The 23,181-nt window shown below is 73.7% G+C and carries 18 protein-coding genes; 8 read left to right on the forward strand and 10 right to left on the reverse strand.

Going from position 1 to position 23,181, the window contains the following annotated elements:
- Nucleotides 1-888, reverse strand: an 888-nt coding sequence (locus ACFV46_RS07975; RefSeq protein WP_385497428.1) for an RNA polymerase sigma factor, incomplete at its 3' end; no start/stop codon positions are given.
- A 387-nt stretch (nucleotides 889-1,275) separates the two neighbouring features.
- Between ACFV46_RS07975 and ACFV46_RS07980 the strand changes: the two genes are divergently transcribed.
- Nucleotides 1,276-2,067 carry a thioesterase family protein gene (locus ACFV46_RS07980; protein WP_385497430.1) on the forward strand — a complete coding sequence of 264 codons (792 nt, stop codon included), beginning with the start codon at nucleotides 1,276-1,278 and terminating at the stop codon, nucleotides 2,065-2,067.
- Between the two features lie 13 nt (nucleotides 2,068-2,080).
- Here the strand turns inward: ACFV46_RS07980 and uppS are convergent, their stop codons facing one another.
- Together uppS and ACFV46_RS07990 are read right to left on the reverse strand one after the other, a co-directional pair.
- Nucleotides 2,081-3,847: a polyprenyl diphosphate synthase gene (gene uppS, locus ACFV46_RS07985; RefSeq protein WP_385497432.1), complete on the reverse strand. Its 1,767-nt coding sequence runs from the start codon at nucleotides 3,845-3,847 to the stop codon at nucleotides 2,081-2,083.
- Nucleotides 3,848-4,130: 283 nt separating this feature from the next.
- On the reverse strand, nucleotides 4,131-5,114 hold the full coding sequence (locus ACFV46_RS07990; protein ID WP_376729776.1) for a helix-turn-helix domain-containing protein: 984 nt from the start codon (nucleotides 5,112-5,114) through the stop codon (nucleotides 4,131-4,133).
- Between the two features lie 225 nt (nucleotides 5,115-5,339).
- On the opposite strand from ACFV46_RS07990, the gene ACFV46_RS07995 reads away from it, so the two are divergent.
- Nucleotides 5,340-8,732, forward strand: coding sequence for a S8 family serine peptidase (locus ACFV46_RS07995; RefSeq protein ID WP_385497661.1), 3,393 nt, complete (start codon nucleotides 5,340-5,342; stop codon nucleotides 8,730-8,732).
- A 194-nt stretch (nucleotides 8,733-8,926) separates the two neighbouring features.
- Nucleotides 8,927-10,312, forward strand: coding sequence for an MFS transporter (locus ACFV46_RS08000; RefSeq protein WP_376729778.1), 1,386 nt, complete (start codon nucleotides 8,927-8,929; stop codon nucleotides 10,310-10,312).
- 57 nt (nucleotides 10,313-10,369) lie between these two features.
- Here the strand turns inward: ACFV46_RS08000 and ACFV46_RS08005 are convergent, their stop codons facing one another.
- The 4 genes from ACFV46_RS08005 to lnt all read right to left on the reverse strand — a co-directional run bounded on the left by ACFV46_RS08005 (nucleotide 10,370) and on the right by lnt (nucleotide 15,459).
- Complete coding sequence (locus ACFV46_RS08005) at nucleotides 10,370-12,313, reverse strand: helix-turn-helix domain-containing protein (protein WP_385497433.1); 1,944 nt, start codon at nucleotides 12,311-12,313, stop codon at nucleotides 10,370-10,372.
- 89 nt (nucleotides 12,314-12,402) lie between these two features.
- Nucleotides 12,403-13,212, reverse strand: coding sequence for a 3-hydroxybutyrate dehydrogenase (locus ACFV46_RS08010; RefSeq protein ID WP_361928979.1), 810 nt, complete (start codon nucleotides 13,210-13,212; stop codon nucleotides 12,403-12,405).
- 55 nt (nucleotides 13,213-13,267) lie between these two features.
- Nucleotides 13,268-13,777 (reverse strand): NUDIX domain-containing protein, encoded by a 510-nt coding sequence (locus ACFV46_RS08015; RefSeq protein ID WP_385497434.1) that lies wholly within the window; start codon nucleotides 13,775-13,777, stop codon nucleotides 13,268-13,270.
- A gap of 71 nt (nucleotides 13,778-13,848) precedes the next feature.
- Entirely contained in the window at nucleotides 13,849-15,459 is a 1,611-nt protein-coding gene (gene lnt / locus ACFV46_RS08020) for an apolipoprotein N-acyltransferase (protein WP_385497435.1), read from the reverse strand.
- Nucleotides 15,460-15,721: 262 nt separating this feature from the next.
- On the opposite strand from lnt, the gene ACFV46_RS08025 reads away from it, so the two are divergent.
- A complete protein-coding gene (locus tag ACFV46_RS08025) occupies nucleotides 15,722-16,789 on the forward strand; it encodes an O-antigen ligase family protein (RefSeq protein ID WP_385497436.1) in 1,068 nt (355 codons plus the stop codon).
- Nucleotides 16,790-16,799: 10 nt separating this feature from the next.
- Here ACFV46_RS08025 and ACFV46_RS08030 read toward each other — a convergent pair whose 3' ends face one another.
- The gene (locus ACFV46_RS08030; protein ID WP_151782680.1) at nucleotides 16,800-17,342 is read right to left on the reverse strand and encodes a hypothetical protein; all 543 of its coding nucleotides are present in this window, start codon (nucleotides 17,340-17,342) and stop codon (nucleotides 16,800-16,802) included.
- Between the two features lie 105 nt (nucleotides 17,343-17,447).
- A complete protein-coding gene (locus ACFV46_RS08035) occupies nucleotides 17,448-18,233 on the reverse strand; it encodes a glutamate racemase (protein ID WP_385497438.1) in 786 nt (261 codons plus the stop codon).
- 39 nt (nucleotides 18,234-18,272) lie between these two features.
- Here ACFV46_RS08035 and ACFV46_RS08040 point away from each other — a divergent pair, with 39 nt between their 5' ends.
- The gene (locus ACFV46_RS08040) at nucleotides 18,273-19,466 is read left to right on the forward strand and encodes a glycosyltransferase (RefSeq protein WP_385497439.1); all 1,194 of its coding nucleotides are present in this window, start codon (nucleotides 18,273-18,275) and stop codon (nucleotides 19,464-19,466) included.
- 12 nt (nucleotides 19,467-19,478) lie between these two features.
- Here ACFV46_RS08040 and ACFV46_RS08045 read toward each other — a convergent pair whose 3' ends face one another.
- Nucleotides 19,479-20,765 (reverse strand): TerD family protein, encoded by a 1,287-nt coding sequence (locus ACFV46_RS08045; RefSeq protein ID WP_385497662.1) that lies wholly within the window; start codon nucleotides 20,763-20,765, stop codon nucleotides 19,479-19,481.
- 298 nt (nucleotides 20,766-21,063) lie between these two features.
- Here ACFV46_RS08045 and ACFV46_RS08050 point away from each other — a divergent pair, with 298 nt between their 5' ends.
- From ACFV46_RS08050 to ACFV46_RS08060, 3 genes are all read left to right on the forward strand, one after another.
- Complete coding sequence (locus ACFV46_RS08050; protein ID WP_151782683.1) at nucleotides 21,064-21,501, forward strand: DUF6643 family protein; 438 nt, start codon at nucleotides 21,064-21,066, stop codon at nucleotides 21,499-21,501.
- A 41-nt stretch (nucleotides 21,502-21,542) separates the two neighbouring features.
- Complete coding sequence (locus tag ACFV46_RS08055; protein ID WP_385497440.1) at nucleotides 21,543-22,370, forward strand: MOSC domain-containing protein; 828 nt, start codon at nucleotides 21,543-21,545, stop codon at nucleotides 22,368-22,370.
- Nucleotides 22,371-22,493: 123 nt separating this feature from the next.
- Nucleotides 22,494-23,099 (forward strand): hypothetical protein, encoded by a 606-nt coding sequence (locus ACFV46_RS08060; protein ID WP_376729783.1) that lies wholly within the window; start codon nucleotides 22,494-22,496, stop codon nucleotides 23,097-23,099.
- Nucleotides 23,100-23,181: the final 82 nt, after the last annotated feature.

Below are 23,181 nucleotides of genomic sequence, written 5' to 3' on the forward strand. Positions count from 1 at the left end.
CGCCTCGCCGCGCGCGGCGGTCCGGCTGCCCGCGGCCCGGCGCCCGCCCTGGCCGGCGGAGGCGAGCGCGGAGGCCGAGCCGGCCGGGACCAGGTCCGCGGCCGAGCGGACGCGGTCCAGCAGCGCGGGGGCCGCGGCCACCAACGCCAGTCCGGCGAGGAGTCCTTCGGCGGGCATCAGGCCGCTCCACAGTCCGGAACAACGGGCACATCCCCGGGCATGCCGGGCTATTCGCTTGCGCCACAGCGCCGAGGGGTGGCCGTCCCAGGACCCGAGCAGGCCGTGCAGCTCCTCGCACCGGGGGCGTGAGTCCAGCGCGCGCACCACCACGCGGGCGGCCTCCAGCTGCGCCTTCATCCGCTGCACCCGTACCGCGGTGTGCTGCGGCGACAGCTCCAGCGCCTGGGCCACTTCGGCCCGGGTCAGCTCACCGGCGCACTCCAGCCACCACAGCGACAGCAGGCCCCGGTCGTCGGGCTCCAGCCAGCGCGTGGCGCGCGCGGTCTCCCGGCGCTGCCCGGACAGCTGGAGCCGCACCATGGTCAGATCCACGAAGTCGGCGCCCGGGTCGGCGAGTTCCCGCGCCTCCTCCACCCCGCCGGGAGCGGTCTGCCGGGCGTGCCAGTGGGCGCGCACCTGGTTCATCGCGATCGCCACGAGCCAGGAGCGGAAGCTCTCGGGCGTACGCAGCCCGTCGAGCGCGTCGAGGGCGCGCAGCATGGTCTCCTGGACGACGTCGTCGACGTCGACGGACCCGTTCAGGGCCCTGCCCACGACGTTGTAGACCAGCGGGAGGTACGCGCCGACCAGGGCGTCCTGGGCCGCCGCGTCGCCGTCACGGGCGGCGGTGACCAGGGCCGTCAGTTCCCTCGTGCGCTCTGTACTCATCAATGCTTCCCTGTCCTCGACGCCGGACGGTGGTGTCCGATACCTGGGAGATCGCTCGGCGGGCCTCGGATAACGGTTCTTCGAAGAATTCGCCGGACCGTTTCTCCGGACGGGGCTGGGTGGTGACTGGAAGGTCTCGGACGGTTCAGGCCGCGCGCTGTCCGAGAGACTCACGAGCGCCGCCCGGACGCGCAATGGGGAACATCACACCGGGTACGGAGTGCGGGGGAACGTCGGCGAATCTCCCGAATGGGGCGGTCGGCAGCGCGGATTCCGATATGCGCACCCGGCCGGACGGTGCCCGGCGGGTGCGAACTACCCTGACCGCACACCGGCTTGCCGGGCCCGGCCCCGGCGGAGCCTCGCACCCTGGGGAGTGGACCCGCTGTGACACCCGACAGCTACTTCGAAGCCATCGACGACCGCCGCTACAAGCCGACGCCGCATGTCGGCGGCGCCTGGCACCGCGACGAGCAGCACTTCAGCCCGCTCGGCGGGCTCGTCGTGCACGCCCTCGACCGGCATCGCGCGGCGTCACCGGACGACGGTCTCGTGCTGGCCCGCGTCAGCTACGACATCCTGGGCCGGCTCGCCGTCGACGAGTGCGAGATCGAGGTGGAGACGGTCCGTCCCGGGCGCACCATCGAACTCCTGGAAGCCGTCGTGCGGATCGCCGGCCGCCCGGTGCTGCGGGCCCGCGCCTGGTACCTGTTGGCCCTGGACACCTCGGAGGCCGCGGGCGGCACGGCCGAACCCCTCACCCCGCCCGAGTCGCTGGAGCGGTGGCCGATGTCCGAGCTGTGGTCCGGCGGCTACATCGCCTCCCTGGACGTCCGTCCCGTCGCACCGCCCCGGGCGGGCCGGACGACGGCCTGGGTGTCCACACCGCTGGACCTGGTGGCCGGGGTGCCCGTCAGCCCGCTCGCCTCGTATCTCGCGCTGGTCGACACCGCCAACGGCATCGCCGTCCTGCGTCCGCCGGCCGAGTGGATGTTCCCCAACGTCGATCTGACCGTCCATCTGCACCGGCAGCCGCACGGCCGCTGGACCGGCCTGGACACCACGGTCTCCTTCGGCCCCTCCGGGCAGGGGCTGACCAGCACCGTCCTGCACGACGTCGACGGCCCCGTGGGCACGGCGCAGCAGATCCTCACGGTCCGCCCGCGCCCTGGGGCGTGAGGCACTTCGTGCGTCAGGCGCCGTCGCGGGGAGCGGTGGCCGGCGCGGGCGGGACGGGTTCGGCGGCGCCGTGCCGGCGCTGGCGGCGCGTGTACTCGGTGATGGCCCGCCACAGGTCGCGCCGGTCGACGTCGGGCCAGTAGCCGGGCGTGAAGTGGAGTTCGGCGTACGCCGTCTGCCAGGGCAGGAAGTTGGAGGTGCGCTGCTCGTTGCCGGTGCGCCACAGCAGGTCGACGTCCGGCATGTCCGGCCGGGGCAGGTGCTCGGCGAAGTCCTTCTCACCGATCAGGTCCGGGTCGAGGCGGCCGCTGCGCGCCTGCCGCGCGAGGGCGGCGGCGGTCCGGGCGATCTCGTCCCGGCCGCCGTAGTTGACGCAGGTCGTCACCGTCAGTGCGGTGCGGTCGCGTGTGCTGCGCTCGCGCATGTCGAGCAGGTCGACGAGGTCCTGCGGGAGGCTGTCGGCGCGGCCGTGCCAGCGCATCCGGACGTCGAGGTCCTGGAAGGGGTACGCGCGCGTCTCCTGGCGCAGCAGGTCGAGGATCGCGCCGGTCTCCTCGGGGTCGCGTTTCCAGTTCTCGGTGGAGAAGGCGTACAGCGTCAGATGCCGCAGGCCGATCTCCAGGGCGCCGTGGACGACGTCGCGCACGGCGGCGGCGCCGGCGCGGTGGCCCTCGTGCCGGGGCAGGCCGTGCCGCTGCGCCCAGCGGCCGTTGCCGTCCATGATCACGGCCACGTGTTCCGGCATCCGGTCGGCCGGGATGCGCGGCGGCCGCTCCCCGCTGGGGTGCGGTGGCGGGGTGCGGAAGGCCGGGCGGCGCAGGGGGCGGGGCGGGACCGGCGGGAGGTGCGGCTCGACACGGCGTGCGGGCGGCGCCTGCACGGGGGTCAGGGACCAGGCGAGGGCGGCGCGCGCCCGGGCGGGGGCCAGCAGCCGGGCGGTGGTGAGGAACGGGGGCCGGGGCCGGGCGCGCAGCAGGGCGGGGCCGGCGGCGTCGACGGCGTCGAGCTGGGCGAGCAGCAGGTCGGCCAGGGCGGCGACGACCGTCGCGGGGCCGGGGTGCATCCCGCGGGTGAGCGCGGGCTGGCTCACCCACCGGCGGCCGAGCTCCGTCAGGTGGGCGACCAGCTCGGCGACGGCCGGGCTCCAGCGCAGACCGGTCAGGTCCTCCTCGGCTCCGGGGCAGCGGTCGAGGGCTTCGGCGGGCAGCAGGAGGTCGCCCTGGGGGAGGTCGGCGGACAGGTCGGTGAGGATGTCGGTGAGACGCATCCCGTCGAGGAGCCGCTCGTAGGACTCCTGCCGGTCCAGGCGCAGGGCGACGGGCACGCCGGCCCGGTCGAAGAGGTCGCGGACCTGCTCGAACCAGGGCAGCAGATTGCCCCGGCCCCAGGCACGCCAGCCGCTCCAGTCGGCGAAGCGGCGGCCGTGCGCGTCGACCGCGACCTCGGTCATGGCGTCGTGCAGCCCGCTCAGGTCCAGACGCCAGCGGGCCGCGGTGTCGACCAGGGCACGACGGACGGGGTCGGGGCTGGTCCCGGCGGTCAGTTCACGCTGCAGCGCGTCGATCCACCGTCGCGTCCGGGCGGCCCGCTCGCCCGCGGTGGCCGTGCGGTCGTCGGCGAGGTCGTCGATGGCGTTGGCGGCGGCCCACAGGGCCCAGCAGGCGGGGCGCAGGGCGGCGGGCACGAGCTGGATCAGCGCGTACTCCGCCGGGTCCTCACGCCGGGTGCGGTCACGGCACAGCCGGTACGCCGACCGCAGCGCCGGGTCGTCACCGATCACCGCCGCTACGGATCTGGTCGAGCGGTGGGCCGTTCGCGGGGCGTGCCGCCGCCGGCCTGAAAAGGTGAAGGACACGCAGTTCCCAACGACTGCGGCAGGCCGAGGTTTTTCCGCTGATGAACGGGGCGCGTGCGAGCGTGAGTTGTCAGGGGTGCGGAGGGGGGAGCCCACGGCGGCGACCGCGGCCCACGGGTGGGTGGCGCCGGTGCCGGGTCCGGCGCGGGCCGGGACGCCGCGGTCGCCGTCCCACCGATCCGCCGGGGCGGCCACGTGTTCGCCCGGGTCAGATCCAGCCTCGGCGCGTCGCCTCCATGGCCAGCTGGAAGCGGGTCTGCGCGCCGAAGCGCCGCAGGAGCCTGGTGATGTGGCGTTGCACCGTGCGTTCGCTCCATCCCAGGGCGCGGCCCGCCGACTTGTCGGTGGCTCCCGACGCCAGCAGGGTCAGCAGCTTCTCCTCCTCCGCCGTCAACCGCTCGAGGACGTCCTCGGCCGTGGGCGGCGCCGACGGCCTGATCTGCACGCTCCGTTCCCACATCGCCTCGAACAGGGCGACCAGCGCGTCGAGCAGAGGCGACGGGTGGATGACGTACGAGGCGGTCACCGCGTTGTCACCGGGGCGCAGGAGAGGGAGCATGGCGATCCGCTCGTCGGATATCGCGAGCTTGGTCGGCAGTCCGGTGGCGATGCGGGCCTGCTCCCCCAGGCGTATCCCCGTCGACACGTCCTCCAGCCACCCCGGCAGCTCCAGCACCGAACTGTCGTACAGCACACGGTATTTGATGCCTCTGGCGAGCAGTTCGAGCTCGACCGGGTTGGGTTCGGAGTGGCCGGCCGCCGCGGCGTACGGCGGGCAGTCGAAGCCCCGTACCTGCGTGCGGGACGCCCGCTGCACCTGCGCCCAGTTCCGGTTCACCTCGTCGCGGCCCGAGATGACCTCCACGAGTTCACCGGGATGCGCGAAACGGCTGCCGGCGCGGTACAGGGACATCAGCCCCGAGAGATGGGAGCGCACGCCGTTCAACGCCCGCTCCCGCTCACGCAGTACGGCCTCCAGGGCGCTGTCGGGCGGCAGCGCGGCGTAGACGACGGGACGTCCCTGCGCGGTGGAGGCGAGACCGAGGTCGACCAGTGACCGCAGGGCGCGGCTGGTGACGCGTGGAGGGAGGTTGCAGTCCGACGCGAGATCGGCGGCGGTGGCGCGCGTCCTTCGGATCAGGGCGTCGTACACGGCTTCGTCCCGCTCGTCCAGGCCGATCGACTCGAGCACGGTGGGTGCCCTCGCTTCCTGTCCTCGACACCTGTCGTCTTCCTGACGGCTGACGGGAAGTCGCCGCCGGTCGATCTTGTCAGGAGTTCGCGGCGGATGTCAGCGTTCTCGAGCCACGTGATCGGCTCGACCCCACGACGCGGACACGCGTCGCAGAAGGAGTGCCCCATGCCGCTCCCGGCCCGTCCGCCCCGCGGGCAACACCGGTACAGATCGCTGTTGTCCGTGCTCGGCATATGCGCCACCGCTCTGACCGCCGCTCCTGCGATGGCGCAGGACTCACCTTCCCCCGCGTCCGTCACGGCGGCCGCACGATCGAAGATCGACCCCACGGTGCTCAAGCGGATGAACGCCGCCGAAGCGCGCGGCGACGGACGCGTCGAGGCGGCCGTCGTCCTGCGCGGGAGCGACGCGAAGCTCGCCTCGGGCGCCGGCGGCGCGGAAGTGCGCCGCGCGCTCGCCCGGGACACGAAGACGGACCAGGCCCCGGTGGCCGACCTGGTCGAGGCCCGGGGCGACCGGGTGCTCAACACGTTCTGGCTCAAGAACATGGTGCTGGTGAAGGCCACACCGGACACGCTGCGCGAACTCGCGGCGCTCTCCCCGGTCGAGCGGGTCATCCCCAACTTCACCCTGCAGACCCCGCCCGGTGAGACCGTGGACAAGGGCGCCAGGGCCGTCGCCCGTGCCACGGCCGGAACGACCACCTGGGGCCTGGCCAGGATAGGCGCCGACAAGGTGCAGTCCGACCGGAAGATCACCGGCGCCGGTGTCCGCGTCGCCGTCCTCGACACCGGCATCGACGCCGGCCACCCCGATCTCGCGGGCAAGGTCACCAGCGCCGACCCCGGCGACCCCACCCACCCGGGCGGCTGGATCGAGTTCGACGCCGACGGCCGGCCCGTCCCCGGTTCCGTGCCGCACGACAGCGCGTACCACGGCACCCACGTGGCCGGCACCGTCGCCGGCGGCGACGCCTCCGGCACCAGGATCGGCGTGGCACCCGGCGCCGATCTGATGGGCGGGCTCGTCATCCCCGGTGGCCGCGGCAGCCTCGCCCAGGTCATCGCCGGCATGCAGTGGGCGATCGCCCCGTACGCCGCCGACGGCACCCCCGCCGGGAAGCCCGCCGACGTGGTCAGCATGTCCCTCGGCTCCGACGGCTACGCCGACGAACTCGTCGAGCCGGCCCGCAACATCGCGCGCGCCGGCGTCTTCCCGGCCTTCGCCATCGGCAACGAGTGCCTTCAGGGCTCGGCCAGCCCCGGCAACGTCTACGAGTCCGTCTCGGTCGGCGCGACCGACGCCGACGACAACGTTGCCGACTTCTCCTGCGGCGAGGTCGTCCACAAGAGCAACTGGAGTGCGCCGCCCGCGGAGTGGCCCGACACCTATGTGGTGCCCGACGTCTCCGCCCCCGGTGTCGACGTCCTGTCGGCGCTCCCCGACGGCGGCTACGGCACGCTCGACGGCACGTCGATGGCGACCCCGCACGTCTCCGGGACCGTCGCCCTGATGCTCCAGGCCCAGCCGGACCTGACCGTCGACGATGCCCTCGCCATCCTCACCGGCACCTCCCACGCCGACGACCGCTACGGCGCGCTGCCCAACCCCCGTTACGGGCACGGCCGTATCGACGCCTACGCGGCGGTGAACGAGGCCGCGCAGCGCAGCGGGGTCCGCGGCACGGTCACCGACGAACGCAGCGGCAAGCCGCTGGCGGGTGTCACCGTCGCACGCACCGACACCGGCCGCACGGTCACCACGGACGACTCGGGCCGCTTCTCGCTCCGCCTCGCGCCCGGCACCCACGAACTGGCGCTGTCCCGCTTCGGGTACGTGGACACCACGACCCGGCAGCGGGTGCGCGCCGACCGCTACACCGACGTCCGTCTGGAGCTGCCCCGCACCCGGTGGGCCACGGTCAGCGGGACGGTGACGTACGGGCCGACCGGGACGACCGTGCCGGGCGCCACCGTGACGATCCAGGACGTACCGGACACCCTGTCGGCGGTGACCGACCGGAAGGGCCGCTACACCATCCGCGACGTGCCCGCCGGTGAGCGCCGCGTGGCGGCGACCGCCCCCGGCATCTCCCGGTCCCGGCCGCTGTCCGTGACCGTGGACGGCCGTTCCGGCGCGCGGCACGCCGATCTGGCGCTGCCCCGCCCGTCCGCCACCGAGCGCGTGTCCCTGACGAGTCAGGGCAAGCAGCCCAACAGTGACGCCTGGTGGGCCGACCTGAGCGACGACGGCCGGGTCGTCGCGTTCGCCAGCCCGGCCTCCAACCTGGTGGCCGGGGACACCAACGGCACGCTCGACATCTTCGTCGCCGACCGGGACAAGCAGACCACCGCACGCGTGTCGGTGGCCTCGGACGGCACCCAGGGCGACGACTTCTCCCTGACCCCGACCCTCAGCGCGGACGGCCGGTACGTCGGGTTCAGCAGCGGCGCCACCAACCTGGTGCCGGGCGACACCAACCGGGAGACGGACGCCTTCGTGCACGACCGGACGACCGGTGTCACGGAGCGGGTGTCGGTGGCCTTTGACGGCACGCAGGCGAACGGCCTGAGCTCGGCCCCGTCGCTCAGCTCCGACGGGCGCTACGCGGTCTTCAACAGCGAGGCCGACAACCTGGTGGCCGGGGACACGAACGACACCACCGACGTGTTCCTCCGCGACCGGAAGACCGGCACCACCGTCCGGGTCTCCGGAGCGGCCGACGGCACACCGGGCAACGGCCCCTCGCGGGAGCAGACCGTCAGTGCCGACGGCCGGTACGTCGCCTACCAGAGCACGGCGGACAACCTGGTCGCGGGTGACACCGACGGGACCGCCGACGTCTTCGTGTTCGACCGTCTGACGGGCACCACGACCCTGGTCGACGGACCCGACGGCGCGAACACCGCGCCGCGCATCAGCGGCGACGGCGGCACGGTCGCCTTCGACAACGACTGGCGGCTGTTCGTCCACGACCTGCGCACGGGTAAGAACGAACGGGTCGACGTCGCCGGCGACGGCACCCCCGGCGACCAGTGGTCCTTCGCGCCCTCCCTGAGCGCGGACGGCACGAAGGTGGCCTTCTACAGCTACGCGGCCAACCTCGCCCCCGGTGACGCCAACGGGCAGGTCGACGTGTTCGTGCGCGACCGGAAGGGCGGCACCACGATCCGGGTGTCGGACGGACCCGAGAAGGCGGGCGGAGACGGCTCCTCCGCGCTTCCCGCCCTCAGCGGCAACGGGCGGTACGTCGCCTTCGAGAGCACGTCGGCCAATCTGGTCGGCGACGACACCAACCGCCATTCGGACATCTTCGTCCACGACCTGGTCGCCGGCCCCGAGGCCCGCTTCGCGCCGAACGACCTGGCGGTGACGCCGTCCCGGGCCCGTCCCGGGGCGCCGGTACGGGTGTCCGCACGCGTGAAGAACGTCGGCGAGGCGAAGGGGACGTACACCGCGGTCCTGACGGTGGCGGGTGAGCCCGAGCAGCGGCAGGATGTCACGGTCCGTCCCGGTGAGGAGGTGACGGTGCGGTTCACCGTCCGCCGCGACACCGTGGGCACGTACTCCGTCGGAATCGGCCCGCTGGCCGGAGAGTTCGTCGTGCGGCGATAGACGCGACGGACGACCCGGACGCGTCACCGACTGCCGCCCGCGACCACCGGTCGCGGGCGGCAGCCATGAATATGGCGAATGCGCGCATAGCTCGACCCGAAACTATGGGGTCCAACCACATACGCCTCTGATCTGCCCGTTCCTACGGTGTGGCGACACGCAAACATCCCGTCGAACGTCAGGAAGTGGTGCCGATGTCGTCGCCCGCGACTGCTCCGCCCGCCCCGAACAACCTCAAGCGCATCGTCGCCGCGTCCCTCATCGGCACCACCATCGAGTGGTACGACTTCTTCCTCTATGGTTCGGCCGCCGCTCTCGTCTTCAACAAGCTGTTCTTCCCGGAGGAGGACCCCCTGGTGGGCACCCTCCTGTCCTTCCTCACCTACGCGGTGGGCTTCGCCGCCCGGCCGCTGGGCGCGCTGGTCTTCGGGCACTACGGCGACCGGCTGGGCCGCAAGAAGCTGCTGGTGCTCAGCCTGCTGATGATGGGCGGGGCGACCTTCGCGATCGGTCTGCTGCCGACGCACGCGAGTGTGGGCAGCGCGGCGCCGGTGCTGCTGACGGCGCTGCGCCTGGTGCAGGGCTTCGCGCTGGGCGGTGAGTGGGGCGGTGCGGTGCTGCTGGTGTCGGAGCACGGGGACGCGCGCCGGCGCGGCTTCTGGGCGTCGTGGCCGCAGACCGGGGCGCCCGCCGGGCAGTTGCTGGCGACCGGTGTGCTGTCGCTGCTGACGGCGGTGCTGTCGGAGAGCGCCTTCGGCAGCTGGGGCTGGCGCGTGCCCTTCCTGCTCTCCGGTGTGCTGGTGATGGTCGGTCTGTGGATTCGTCTCTCTGTCGACGAGTCCCCGGTGTTCAAGCAGGCGCTGGCGCAGGCCGAGGCCCGCAAGAGCTCCGCGAGCGCCACCGCCGAGAAGATGCCGCTGGTCGCCGTGATGCGCCATCACTGGCGGGACGTGCTGGTGGCGATGGGCGCGCGCATGGCGGAGAACATCAGCTACTACGTCATCACCGCGTTCATCCTCGTGTACGCCACGACATCGGCCGGCGTGTCCAAGCAGACCGCGCTGAACGCGGTGCTGATCGCCTCCGCGATCCACTTCGCCGTCATCCCGGCCTGGGGCGCGCTGTCCGACCGGCTCGGCCGCCGTCCCGTCTATCTGATCGGCGCGGTCGGAGTGGGCCTGTGGATGTTCCCGTTCTTCTCCCTCATCGACACCGGCGGCTTCGGCAACCTGCTCCTCGCGGTGACCGTGGGCCTCGTGCTGCACGGCGCCATGTACGCGCCGCAGGCCGCGTTCTTCTCCGAGATGTTCGCGACCCGGATGCGCTACTCCGGTGCCTCCATCGGCGCCCAGTTCGCCTCCGTCGCGGCGGGCGCGCCCGCTCCGCTGATCGCCACCGCGCTGCTGAAGGAGTACGACAGCTCCACACCGATCTCCCTGTACGTCATCGCCGCGGTGCTGCTGACGGTCGTCGCCATCGTCGTGGCCAAGGAGACCCGCGACCGGGATCTCACCGACGTCGAGCCCTCGGACGGTGAGGTGCACGCCAAGGCCCCGGCGGCCGGCGCGCCCCTCGTCTGACCCGGCCGACGCCCGGTCGGGCCGACCCCCGTACCCCGAACGCCGGGGGTGCGGGGGTCAGCGCTGTGCGGGTCCGGAGAGGCGGTGCAGCCGCAGCGCGAGCTGGATCTCCAGGGCGCGGGCCGGGCTCTGCCAGTCGTCGCCGAGGAGGCGGCCGACGCGCTCGAGGCGCTGGGCGACGGTGTTCACATGCACGTGCAGGTCGTCCTTGGTGCGGGCCGGGCTCATCCCGCAGGAGAAGTAGGCGTCGAGGGTGCGCAGGAGGTCGGTGCCGCGGCGTTCGTCGTAGGCGACGACCGGTCCGATCGTGCGGCCGACGAAGCCCGCGACGTCGCGGTCGCCGGCCAGGAGCAGGCCCAGGAACCCGAAGTCCTCGGCGGCCGCGCCGTCCCCGGGGCGGCCGAGCAGCCGCAGGGCCTCCAGGCAGCGGCGGCCCTCCTCGTAGCCGGCGGCCACGGCGTCCGGGTGGGCGGCCAGGTCCTCGACCGGGGCGGAGGCGCCGACGGTGACCGCCTCGTGGACGGCCGTGCCCAGATGGCGGGCGGTGCGGCGGGCGAGCGCGGTGGCGGTGTCGTCCCCGGTGAGGGGCAGCAGAAGCACGGTGCCGCCGTCGCGGGCGGCGGCCAGGCCGTGCCGGGTCGCGGCGAGGTGGGAGGCGGCGGACCACAGGCGCCGGCGGGCGTCCGCCTCCTGTTCGGCGTCGGCCGCGACGGCGTCGAGGCGGGCGGCGAGGACGACGTGCCGGGCGTCGAGGTCGGCGTGCAGCCGGGCGGCGCGCTCGCGCAGCAGGCGCGGGTCGCGGTCGCGGGCGTCGAGCAGGTCGTCGAGCAGTTCGCCCCGGACGCGCTGCTCGGCCTCGGCGGCGGAGCGCCGGGCGAGGAGCAGCAGCGAGGTGACGGTCGCCGCCCGCTCCAGGGTGCTCTGGTCGACGGGGTCGAGGCCGGGCTGGCCGCGCAGCACGAGGGCGCCGAGCAGTTCGCCACCGGCCACGACGGCCGCGACCCAGTCGTCGCGGTACCGGACGGCGTGGCCTTCGGCGCGGGACGCCTCCAGGGCCGCGGCCGGCACCGCGGTGGCCTCGGTGAACTCGACGGTGCCGTCGAGCACTTCGGAGACGGCGGCCGCCACGTCGTGGACCCCGCCGCCGTGCAGGACGAGCTGCGCGAGCCGGTCGTGGACGTCGGAGGCGCGCTCGATGACTCCGCTGCGGTCGCGGATGATCTCGTTGGCCCGCTCCAGGTCGGCGAGGGCCGAGCGGGTCTCGGAGAGCAGGTTGGCCGTGTCGATGGCGGCCGCGGCGAGCGCGGCGAAGGAGCCGAGCAGCGCGATCTGCTCCCGTTCGAAGACCCGGGCGCGCCGGTCGGCGGCGAAGAGGACGCCGATGACGTGGTGCCCCAGGGTCAGCGGGACGCCGAGGATGGCGACCAGTCCCTCGTCGCGGACCCCGGCGTCGATGGCCAGGGTGTGCTGGAACCGGTCGTCCTTGAAGTAGTCGTCGGTGACGTAGGGGCGGGCGGTCTGGGCGACGAGTCCGCCGAGGCCCTCCCCCATGCCGAGCCGCAGCTGCTGGAAGCGGGCGGCGACCGAGCCTTCCGTCACCCGCATGTAGGTGTCGCCCCTGGCCGGGTCGTTGAGGCTCAGGTAGGCGACGTCCGTGCCGAGGAGGGACCGGGCGCGCTGCACGATGGCCTGGAGGACGGCGTCGAGGTCCCGCAGGCCCGCGAGGTCGTGGGCGGTCTCGAAGAGGGCCGACAGCTCGGCCTCGCGTCTGCGCCGGCCCTCCAGCTCCGAGCGCACGCGCAGCGCGAGCAGCTTGGCCTGTTCGAGGGCGACGATCTGCTCGGTGGGGCGGCCCTCGGCGCGGGCGAGCAGCACCGGCTGCTCGTAGGCGTCGGCGGACGCGCCCCTGGCCAGCAGTTCGAGATACGGGGTCTCGGCGCCGGTCAGGGGCGCTCCGGCGGCGGAACGCTCGGTGGAGGGCTGCACGTGATCGCTGGACATGCCGACAGGATTGCTCATCGCACCGTCACCTCGTCAGCCCTGTGGACAACTCCGGATTCCGCCGGTCCGGGGCGTCGCCGTGCCACGGCTCAGTGCGCGGTCCAGCCGCCGTCGAGCACGAGCGAGGTCCCGGTGACGAAGGAGGCCTGCGGGGCGCACAGATACGCGACCGCCTCGGCGACCTCCTCCGGCTCGATGAGCCGCTTGACCGCGCTGTCCTGGAGCATCACCTCGGCCAGCACCCGTTCCTCGGGGATGCCGTGCGCCCGGGCCTGGTCGGCGAGCTGCTTCTCGACCAGGGGGGTGCGCACATAGCCCGGATTCACACAGTTCGAGGTCACCCCGTGGGAGGCGCCCTCCAGGGCCGCGACCTTGGACAGGCCCTCCAGCCCGTGTTTGGCGGCCACATAGGCCGACTTGAACGCGGAGGCGCGCAGCCCGTGGACGGAGGACACGTTCACGATCCGGCCCCACCCCTGCCCGTACATATGGGGCAGGGCTCCGCGGATGAGCCGGAACGGCGCCTCCAGCATCACGGTGAGCACGGTGTGGAAGGTGTCCGGCGGGAACTCCTCGAGGGGGCGGACCAGCTGGAGCCCGGCGTTGTTCACCAGGACGTCGGTGCCGGCGGCGGCCTGCTCGGCGGCGTCGAGGTCGGTGAGGTCGAGGACATGGGGCTCGACGGCGCCGCCGAGGTCCTGGGCGTGCTCGGCGAGCGAGTCCAGGCCGGCCGCGTCCCGGTCGACCGCTCTGACCTTGGCCCCCGCGGCCGCGAGCCGGAGCGCGCAGGCGCGCCCGATGCCGCCTGCGGCACCGGTGACCAGGGCGGTGCGCCCGCCGAGGTCGAGCGGGGAGGGCGAGGGCGAGCCGTGGGCGGGAGGGATGCTGGGCGAGGTCATGGGCTCGACCCTAGGCAGCACCCCTCCCCGGCCACATATGGCCACGACCCATACTTCAGTCGGATTCCATAGGTTCGGCTTCCATAGGTTCGGCTTCCATAGGTTCGAACCACGTGGGTTCGTCGGCCAGGGCTTGCTTGATCCGGAACAGCTGGCTCTCCTTCATCCGGGGCAGGGCGTCCACCTCGAACCAGCCCACCTCCAGGGACTCGTCGTCGTTCACCCGTGCCGCACCGCCGACCGCACGGCAGCGGAAGGTGATGTCCATGAACTGGCACATGTCGCCGTTCGGGTAGGTGACCTCCTGGCCGGACCGGACCAGGACGACCCGCTCGGTGACGCACCGGACGCCGGTCTCCTCGTACACCTCGCGCACGGCGGCCGCCGCGGGCTGCTCGCCCGGTTCGGGGATGCCGTTGACCACCGTCCACTGCTGGTTGTCGGCCCGCTGCCCGAGCAGGACCCGCCCCTCGTCGTCGAACACGACGGCGCTGACGCCGGGGAGCCACAGCAACTGGTGGCCGGCGGCGGCGCGGATCGTCCGGATGAAGTCAGGAGTAGCCATGCCCCGACCCTAATGGCGCCGCCCCCGCCTCCGGGGTGCCGGCAACGGGGGCGGAACGGGGAAGCGGACGGTCAGGCGGTGCGGGTGCGCCGGGTGCGGAGGCCGGAGCCGATCGCCCAGCCCAGTCCGCCGGCGGCGACCAGTACCAGGGCGATCTCGGGCAGGACGCCGAGCCGGGTGGCGGGGGTCTCGGTGGAGCGCAGCGGCACCTTCTGGACGAGGGAGTCGGCGACGAACATGCCGGTCCGCTGGGTGATGGTCCCGTCCGGCATGATGATCGCGCTGACGCCGCTGGTCACCGGGACGGTGACGGTCCGGCTGTGCTCGACGGCCCGCACGCGGGACATGGCGAGCTGCTGGTAGGTCATCTCGCTGCGGTCGAAGGTGGCGTTGTTGCTGGGCACGGAGATGATCTGGGCGCCGTCCTCCACCTCGGAGCGCACCGCCCAGTCGAAGGCGGCCTCGTAGCAGGTGACGAGGCCGACCTGGGTTCCGGCCATGGTGAACACGCCCGGTTCGCGGCCCCGGCTGAAGTCCTTGCGGACCATCGAGGTCCAGTCCTCGTTGATGGCCCCGACGAGCGAGCGCAGCGGCAGGTACTCGCCGAAGGGCTGGATCTGCCGCTTGTCGTAGGTGTCCACGGGCCCCTTCTCCGGGTCCCACAGGATCTGCTCGTTGAGCAGCCTGCCGTCCCGCTCGACGACGCCGCCGACCGAGACGGGCACGCCGATCGCCTTGGCGGCCGTGTCGATGACGGCGCGGGCGTCGGCGTTGGCGAAGGGGTCGATGTCGGAGGAGTTCTCCGGCCACAGCACGAAGTCGGGCCGGGGGACCTTGCCGCCCTTCACCTCGGCCGCCAGGCGCTCGGTCTCCCGCGCGTGATGGTCGAGGACGGCCCGGCGCTGGGCGTTGAAGTCGAGTCCGGCGCGGGGCACGTTGCCCTGGATGACCGCGACGGTGGCGGTGCCGTCCTCCGCCGTGTCGCTGACCAGGGGCCGCGCGGCCACGGCGCCCACCACGGGCACCGCCACGCTCAGCAGGGCCACGGCCGCGGCGGACCGCCGTACGGCGCGGGTGCGCCGGTGGTCGACGGCGAGCCGTACGACCTCGTGGAGACCGAAGCCGCACAGGACGACGGCGAACCCGAGCACCGGGGTGCCGCCCACGGCGGCCAGCGGCAGGAAGACTCCGTCGGCCTGGCCGAACGCGATCTTGCCCCAGGGGAAGCCGTTGAACGGCGCCCGCGCGCGGGCCGCCTCCCCGGCGATCCACAGGGCCGCCGCCCAGAGCGGTGAGCCCGGGAGCTTCGACACCGCGGCGATCCCGGCGCCCACCAGCGCCACGAAGACCGCCTCGATGGCCACGAGCGCGAGCCACGGCCCCGGGCCCACCTCCACACCGGTCCACACCAGCAACGGCAGCAGGAAGCCGAGGCCGAACAGGTAGCCGAGGCCGAGTCCCGCCTTCCAGGTGCGGCCGCGCAGCACCCAGCCGAGGCCGGCGAAGGCGGGCAGGGCCAGCCACCAGAGGGTGCGGGGCGGGAAGCTGATGTAGAGCAGCACTCCGGAGAGCGCGGCGGTGAGGGCCGGAACCAGACGCATGAGCCGTGCCGCGCGCGGCGAGGGCGCGATCGGCGGCTTGAGCTGGTCCGACTCGTCCACGGAGGTTGCGGTGACGGTCACTCCCGGAGTGTACGGCGGCCGGGCGCGCGGCCGACAGTTCGGCCGGGACGGCGAACGGCCCACCGGCCTGGCGCCTTCTCCCCCGCCGCCGGCCCTCTCCGGCGGCCCCGCGTCGGATGGCCTGTGCACGAGACGTCCACAAACCGGCCGCGTGCCGTTACGGTATGCCGCAGCCCCGGTCGCATCCGGTTCAGGTCCGGTGGGACGGGGTCCGTCACAGGTCGGGGGACCGGGTTCAGGGGGCGGGGTGGGTTCCACGGGGATGACGTCCGGGACGGGTCCGGACGAGGACGGCGACAGACGAAACGTTTCTGACGCGACGGGCGTCGTGGTGCTGGGGGCCTGCGCCGCCTGGTCGCTGATCTCGGCGGCCGTCCACGGCGGGCGCCCCGAGGGCGTCCTGCTGGCGGTGCTCGCGGTCGCGGCCGGCTACGCGGTGGGGCGGATCGGCGGCGCGCTGCTGCCGGTCGCCGCACCCTGCGCCGGCGCGCTGGCCGGGGTGACCCTCACCCTGGCGGTCCCGCAGCTGGCGCCCGGCCCTCAGCTGGTCGCCCCGCTGGGCCACGCCGGGGCCACGGCCGCCGTGCTGACCCTCTCGGCGGGCGCCGCCTGCTGCGCGGCCTGGTCGGCACGGTCACCGCTGCCGCGCCTCGGCCTGCGCGTGCTGGCCGCCGGGATCGCGGTGACGGCGGCCGTGCTGGGCTCCACCAGCGGCTTCATCCTCTGTACGGCCGTCCTGCTGTGCTCGCTCGCCGCCGCCCAGGTGCGCCGGGGCGTGGGCATCGCGGGGCTGGCCGTGGTGGCGCTCGCGGTGACCGGGCTGACCTGGGCGGTCGCGGCCAGGGCGGTGCCGGGCGGGCTCGGCGGCTGGCTGGAGGGGCAGCTGACCCGGCAGCGGGTCGAGCTGTGGCACGAGGCCCTGGGACTGGCCGGCCACGATCCCGCCCTGGGCGTGGGTCCTGGCCGCTTCGGGGAGGCCGGCGGGACGACCGGTGGCCTGGTGCTCGCGGACGCCCGGCCGCACTCGGCGCCGTTGCAGCAGGCAGCGGAGCAGGGGCTCGTCGGTCTGCTGCTGCTCGCGGCGGCCTTCTGCTGGATGCTGTTCGCCCTGTGGCGCACCCGGCGGCCGACGCCCGTCGCCCTCACGGCGGGCGCGACACTGACGGCCGTGGCCGCGATCGCCGCCGTCGGCAACGCGCTCAGCTTCACGGCGGTGTCGGTGGGCGCGGGGCTGCTGGCGGGGCTGGCGACGGCACGGCCCCTGACGCTCGAATCCTCCCGGAGCCGTGAGGCACCCGCACGCGCGAGGGACGGTCATCCCGTGCCGTGAGCCGGCGGGGTCAGAGCGCGGTGCCCGCCGTCCGGGCGCGCAGCCGGTCCTCGATGACCCGGACGGCGTCCTCGGCGTCGTCCACGGTCACGGTGAAGGAGTGCCCGTCCCCCAGTCGCAGGACCAGCCCCTCACCCCGGCGTACGACGACGGCGGTGCCCTTCTCCGGTCGCCATCGGTAGCCCCAGCCGCCCCAGTGGCGCGGGGTGACCATGGGCACGAAGTCGGCGCCGACGACCTGGGAGAGGGGGATGCGGCGGCGGGGCACGCCGATGTGCCCGCAGCGCACCTCCAGGCACTCCTGGTCGACCTTCAGCGCGACGTGCACGAAGGCGAGGGTGCCGAACAGGACGAGCAGTCCGGCCGCGATGCAGCCGACGACGGCCATGACGAGGGGGGCGAGGCCACCCGTCCACGCGGAGTCGACCGCCAGCTCGATACCGAGCGCCATGCAGGCGGCGCCGACGAGCGCGAGCAGCCACTGGACCCTGTTGGTCGCCCGCCCGGTCCAGACATCGGGATGCGGCTTCCTGCCGTGGGGGTGGTCCCTCATGGCTATGAGGTTACTCAGATTCCGCTGCGGTGGTACCGCGCTGCACAGCGTGACTGCTCCGACCGGCCCAGAGCGGACCCGGCCGGTCCGCGCGGCGGCGGGCGGTCAGCCGGCCGGGCTGGTCGCCTGGAGCAGACGGCCTTCCGCGTAGGTGAGGGCGGCCTCCGGCAGGGTGCCCTCGCGACCGCTGAGCAGCACGGTCAGGGTGCCGGTGGCGGCGGCCCGCGGGGCGGGCTGCTCGCCGAGCCGGCGCAGTGCCTGCGCGGCGACCGCTCCGGCGGAGCCGTGCAGGACGAGCGGCGGGAAGCCGGGGCGCTGGACGGCGGTGCGGATGCGCTCGGCGACCAGCTCGTAGTGGGTGCAGCCCAGGACGACGGTGGTGACGTCCTCGGGGGTGAGCGCGGCGGCCGCGGCGACGGCGGCGTCGATGGCCGTCTCGTCCGCGTGTTCGACGGCCTCGGCCAGTCCGAAGCAGGGGACCTCGGTGACCGGCACCCCGGCCGCGAAGTCCCTGATCAGCCCGCGCTGGTAAGGGCTGCCGGTGGTGGCGGGGGTGGCCCAGATGGCGACGGGACCCCCGCCGGCGGCGGCCGGCTTGATCGCCGGGACGGTGCCGACGACCGGTATGCCGGGTTCGAGGCGGGCGCGCAGGGTGGGCAGGGCGTGCACGGTGGCGGTGTTGCAGCCGATGATCAGGGCGTCGGGGCGGTGCGCGGCGGCGGCCTCGGCGACGGCCAGGGCACGCCCGGTGAGGTCCTCGGGGGTCCTCGGTCCCCAGGGCATGCCGTCGGGGTCGAGGGAGAGGACGAGATCCGCGTCGGGTCGCAGCCGCCGTACGGCGGCCGTCGCCGCCAGCAGGCCGATTCCGGAGTCCATCAGCGCGATCTTCACCCGGCCACGATAGACGATGGGCCCTTACGGGCGGCTGTCGTGGGGCAGACTGCGCGCGTGAGCGCCTTCGCGTGGATCGCCGCCGGCTCCCTGTCCGCCTGGCTGTGGCTGCTGCTGTGCCAGGGCTTCTTCTGGCGTACGGACGTCAGGCTCCCGCGGCGTACGGATCCCGGTGAGTGGCCGTCCGTCTGTGTGGTCGTGCCCGCGCGGGACGAGGCGGTGGTGCTGCCCGCGAGTCTGCCGTCGCTGCTCGCCCAGGACTATCCGGGGAACGCGGAGGTCTTCCTCGTCGACGACGGGAGCGGGGACGGCACGGGCGAGCTGGCCCGGCGCCTCGCGCGCGAGCACGGTGGCCTGCCGCTGACCGTGGACTCCCCCGGCGAACCGCCGGCCGGCTGGACCGGCAAGCTCTGGGCCGTGCGCCATGGCATCGCTCTGGCCCGCGCGCGGGAGCCCGAGTACCTGCTGCTGACGGACGCGGACATCGCCCATGCCCCGGACAGTCTGCGGGAGCTGGTGGCGGCGGCCCGCGCGGGCGGCTTCGACGCCGTCTCGCAGATGGCCCGGCTGCGGGTGGACAGCCTGTGGGAGCGGCTGGTGGTGCCGGCGTTCGTGTACTTCTTCGCCCAGCTCTATCCGTTCCGCCGGATCGGCCGGAGGGGAACGCGGACGGCCGCGGCGGCGGGCGGCTGTGTGCTGCTGCGGACCGACACGGCCGTCCGGGCGCGGATCCCGGACGCCATCCGGGGCGCCGTGATCGACGACGTGGCGCTCGCGCGCGCGGTCAAGCGCGGCGGGGGCCGGATCTGGCTGGGGCTGGCGGACCGGGTCGACAGTGTGCGGCCGTATCCGCGGCTGGCCGACCTGTGGCGGATGGTCTCGCGCAGCGCCTACGCGCAGCTGCGGCACCAGCCCCTGCTGCTGCTCGGGACGATCGCCGGGCTCGCGCTGGTCTATCTGGTGCCGCCGGCGGCCCTGGCCTGGGGCGCCGCCACCGAAGAGGGCGTGACGGCGGTCCTGGGCGGCCTGGCGTGGCTGGTGATGACAGGGACCTACGTGCCGATGCTCCGCTATTACCGGCAGCCGCTGTGGCTCGCTCCGCTGCTGCCGGTGACGGCCTTCCTCTATCTGCTGATGACGGCGGATTCCGCCGTCCAGCACTACCGGGGGCGCGGCGCGGCCTGGAAGGGCCGCACCTACACACGTCCCGGCGCGGTGCCCGACGAGGGCTGACGCCCGCGCCGGCTACTTGCGGCCCGGGGTCCAGTTCATGCCCCAGCCGTAGGCGTGGTCGACGGTGCGCTGGGGGCTGACGCCGCGTTCGGGGACCAGGTAGCGGGCCTCGCGCTGGACGACGAGGTCGTCGCCGTCGCGGGTGATCAGGGCGAGGGCGCACACCGTGGAGGGGACGGTGCACTCGTCGAGGGAGAAGTCGACCGGGGCGCCGTGCTGCGGGGTGAGGGTGACGGTGGCGTTCAGGTCGGCGAAGGAGCGGGCGCCCTGGTAGATGGTGACGAAGACCAGGATGCGGCGGAAGGCCTGCTTGTGGTCGAGGTTGATCGTGAGGTTCTCGCCAGTGGCCATGGCGCCGGTGCGGTCGTCGCCGTCGAGATGGATGTACGGCGGCTGGTGCAGCGCTCCGTAGGCGTTGCCGAGTGCCTGGATGACTCCCTTGCGCCCGTCGGACAGCTCGTACAGGGCGCACAGGTCGAGGTCGAGGTCGTCGTGCATGGCGACCGGGCGGCCCAGTTTGCTCGCCCAGCCGGAGAACTGCTTGCGCACCTGCCAGTTGAGGTTGACGCGCATGGCGCCCGAGGTGCCGCCCTGCTTGGTCAGGGAGACGGACGGGGACGACTTGGTGAGCGTCACCTTGCTCAGGCTGACGGGGGGCGCCTGGGGGGCGGGCGGCGGGACCGGCGGCATGGCGGGCGGGGCCACGGTCACCGGCGGCGGGGGCATCGTGACGGGCGGGGCCGGCGGGGTCAGGGGAGCCGCGGGCGCGGCGGCCTGCTGGGGTTCGTCGACGGTGATGCCGTAGTCGGTGGCGAGGCCCGCGAGGCCGGTGTCGTAGCCCTGGCCGACGGCGCGGAACTTCCAGGCACCCTGGCGGCGGTAGAACTCGCCGAGGACGAAGGCCGTTTCCACGGTGGCGCCGGTGCTGTCGAAGCGGGCGACGACGGTGCCCCGCGCGGCGTCCCTGACCTCGATGTAGAGGCCCGGCACCTGGCCGAAGGCACCGCCGTCGGCGGACGCGGCGAGGATGACGGTCTCGATGGCGGGTTCCACGCGCGGGAGGTCGACGACGAGGCGGTCGGTGACCCGGCCGCCGGCGTTCGTCTTGCCCTCGTGCCGGACGGCCCCGGAGGCGTGCGCGGGCTGGTTGTAGAAGACGAAGTCGGCGTCGGAGCGGACCTTTCCGCCGACCAGCAGCAGGGCCGAGGCGTCCACGTCGGGGGTGCCCGGCGCCGAGTGCCAGCCCAATTCGACCGTCAAAGCCGCGGCCGGCACCGGAACATTGGACCCTTTCGACATTGTCATGTCCGCCCCCATCACGTGATCTTCGCGCACCGGGGGTGTCCCGGCGGCCCGTCGAGTTCTCCAGGGACAACCTATTCCGCGCACCCGGGAACCCTGGAGAGGGGGAGGGCAAGACCGGAGGTCAACCGCCGGTAACGCCCTCGGAACTCGGCCTTTACCTGATCCGAACGCCGAATGCCGTCCCTTTTTGCCAAGTTCGCTCGCATTGGGGATCCGGCGTCACTCGGGAACCGTAAAACAACCCTCTTATCGGTCTCCCCAACCAGCACATCGTGGGCTTACCTTATGTGCCATGACCTCCCCCCGCTCCACGTATGGCGGCGGCTACTACTCCGCCTCCTTCCCGGACACTCCGATCTACGACTCGCTCGTGGCCGAGCGGGGCACCCCGCAGATCGCCCCGATCCGGGTCCCCGCCGCGTACGACAGCCCGGCCAGTCATCTGCCCGCGCTGCCGTCCGCGCTCCCCGCCCTCCCGGCGGGCCCGTCCCAGCCCTCCTACGGTTACCCGCAGACGCCGCAGCCCGCCCCGCTGCAGCAGGCACCGGCGGCGTACATCCCGCAGCAGGCCGCCCCGCGGGGCTACCCCGGACCGCAGGCTCCGCAGCAGCCTCGCCCGGTGGCTCCCGGCGGCATGGGCTACGAGGCCATGCGCCCCGCGGCTCCCCGGCCCGCCGCGCAGCAGTACCAGGACCCGTACAACAACCAGCAGCAGTACCGCGGCTACTGATCCGTCCCGGGGTCGTCGGTGCCACCTGGCACGATGACCCCATGGGACACCCACAGCTGCAGTCGATCCACGTCCACCCGGTCAAGGCGTTCCGGAGCATCGAGCTCCGGGAAGCCGTCGTGGAGCCCTGGGGGCTGGCCGGCGACCGGCGCTGGGCGCTGATCGACGCTGGGGGAAAGGTCGTGACACAGCGCCGGCACCCGCTGCTGGCGCGCGCCGCCGCCGAGCCGATGCCCGGCGGCGGCGTCCGCTTGTCCGCGCCCGGCATGGACACCCTGACGGTGGCCGTGCCGCGCGCGACGGGCACCGTGCCGATGGAGATCTTCGGCGACAAGGTGGAGACGGTCCCCGCCGAGGACGACGCCGCGCACCACTGGTGCAGCACCTACCTCGGCACCGAGGCGCGCCTCGTGCACCTGGACTCCCCCGCCACGCGCCGGCCCGTCGACCCGGACCACGCGCTGCCCGGCGAGACGGTGAGCCTGGCCGACGGCTACCCGCTGCTGCTCACCACCACGGCGTCCCTAGACGCCCTCAACTCCCTGATCGCCCGCGGGGACCACGCCGCCGAGGGACCGCTGCCCATGAACCGGTTCCGGCCGAACGTCGTCGTCTCGGGCACCGCCGCCTGGGCCGAGGACGACTGGACGCGCCTCGCCATCGGGGAGGTCGCCTTCCGGGTCGCCAAGATGTGCGGGCGCTGCGCGGTCACCACCACCGACCAGCGCACGGGCGACCGCGGCAAGGAACCCCTGCACACCCTCGCCGTACACCGGCGCGTGGGCGGCAAACTGATCTTCGGCCAGAACCTGGTTCCCTTGGGCCCGGGCACGATCCGGGCCGGTGACCCGGTCGAGATCCTCGGCTGAGAAGATCTGTGCGAGTCCGGCGGATCGCGGGAACCGGCGCCGGGGGGCCGCGCGTTGGGCATGCTGTGAGATGTGTGTGAAGCGCGCGGGGGCGTGACGGAGCCGGAAGGGGGGTGACCGACGATGCGGGCGATCACAGGACTGTGGCGCTGGCGGCACAATCCGCTGCGCCGCCGGACCGACGTGGCCGAGGGCTGGGTGGCCCTGCTGGCGATGCTGTTCATCGTCGTCGCCGCGCCCACGGCCGGCTCCGTGGTCGGCGGCCTCGCCCAGGATTCCCTCCAGGAGTCCGTGCGGCAGCAGCGCGCGTCCCGGCACCAGGTGTGGGCGACCGTCGTCCGCAAACTCGACGGGACACGGCTCGACGTGGACCCGGAGACCACCACGGGACGCGGGGTGCGGGCCCGTGTCCTCGCCGACTGGACCGCCGCGGACGGCACCGCGCGCCAGGGCGCGGTCACCGTGGACCTGGCCGGCCCCGACCCGGGCACCCGCTTCCCGCTGTGGATCGACCGTCAAGGCCGCGTCGTGTCGCCGCCGCTGGACTCCGCGACGGCGTCGGCGCACGCCGTGATCGCCGGGTTCGGCGCCGCGCTGCTCGCGATCGCCCTGATAGAGGCCGCCAGACGCCTGATCGTCTGGCGCATGGTCGTCGGCAGATACCTGAGTTGGGACCGCGCCTGGGACAAGGCCGGGCCCGACTGGGGCCGGACCGGCGCCGGCAGCTGACCGCCTTCCGGCTCTGGTCAACCCACCGTCCGCGCGCACGCTACGGTGGACCGGCCGAAGTCCTCGGCAGGCAGACCCGCGT

The sequence above is a fragment of the Streptomyces sp. NPDC059852 genome, assembly GCF_042731455.1.
Classification (GTDB): Bacteria; Actinomycetota; Actinomycetes; order Streptomycetales; family Streptomycetaceae; genus Streptomyces.

Coding starts and splice junctions, on each gene's coding strand:
- ACFV46_RS08055 (WP_385497440.1), top strand. CDS start 21,543: ATGGGACACCCACAGCTGCAGTCGATCCACGTCCACCCGGTCAAGGCG.
- ACFV46_RS08005 (WP_385497433.1), bottom strand. CDS start 12,313: ATGTCCAGCGATCACGTGCAGCCCTCCACCGAGCGTTCCGCCGCCGGA.
- ACFV46_RS08015 (WP_385497434.1), bottom strand. CDS start 13,777: ATGGCTACTCCTGACTTCATCCGGACGATCCGCGCCGCCGCCGGCCAC.
- ACFV46_RS08010 (WP_361928979.1), bottom strand. CDS start 13,212: ATGACCTCGCCCAGCATCCCTCCCGCCCACGGCTCGCCCTCGCCCTCC.
- ACFV46_RS08025 (WP_385497436.1), top strand. CDS start 15,722: ATGACGTCCGGGACGGGTCCGGACGAGGACGGCGACAGACGAAACGTT.
- ACFV46_RS08045 (WP_385497662.1), bottom strand. CDS start 20,765: ATGTCGAAAGGGTCCAATGTTCCGGTGCCGGCCGCGGCTTTGACGGTC.
- ACFV46_RS08060 (WP_376729783.1), top strand. CDS start 22,494: ATGCGGGCGATCACAGGACTGTGGCGCTGGCGGCACAATCCGCTGCGC.
- ACFV46_RS08050 (WP_151782683.1), top strand. CDS start 21,064: ATGACCTCCCCCCGCTCCACGTATGGCGGCGGCTACTACTCCGCCTCC.
- ACFV46_RS08000 (WP_376729778.1), top strand. CDS start 8,927: ATGTCGTCGCCCGCGACTGCTCCGCCCGCCCCGAACAACCTCAAGCGC.
- ACFV46_RS08030 (WP_151782680.1), bottom strand. CDS start 17,342: ATGAGGGACCACCCCCACGGCAGGAAGCCGCATCCCGATGTCTGGACC.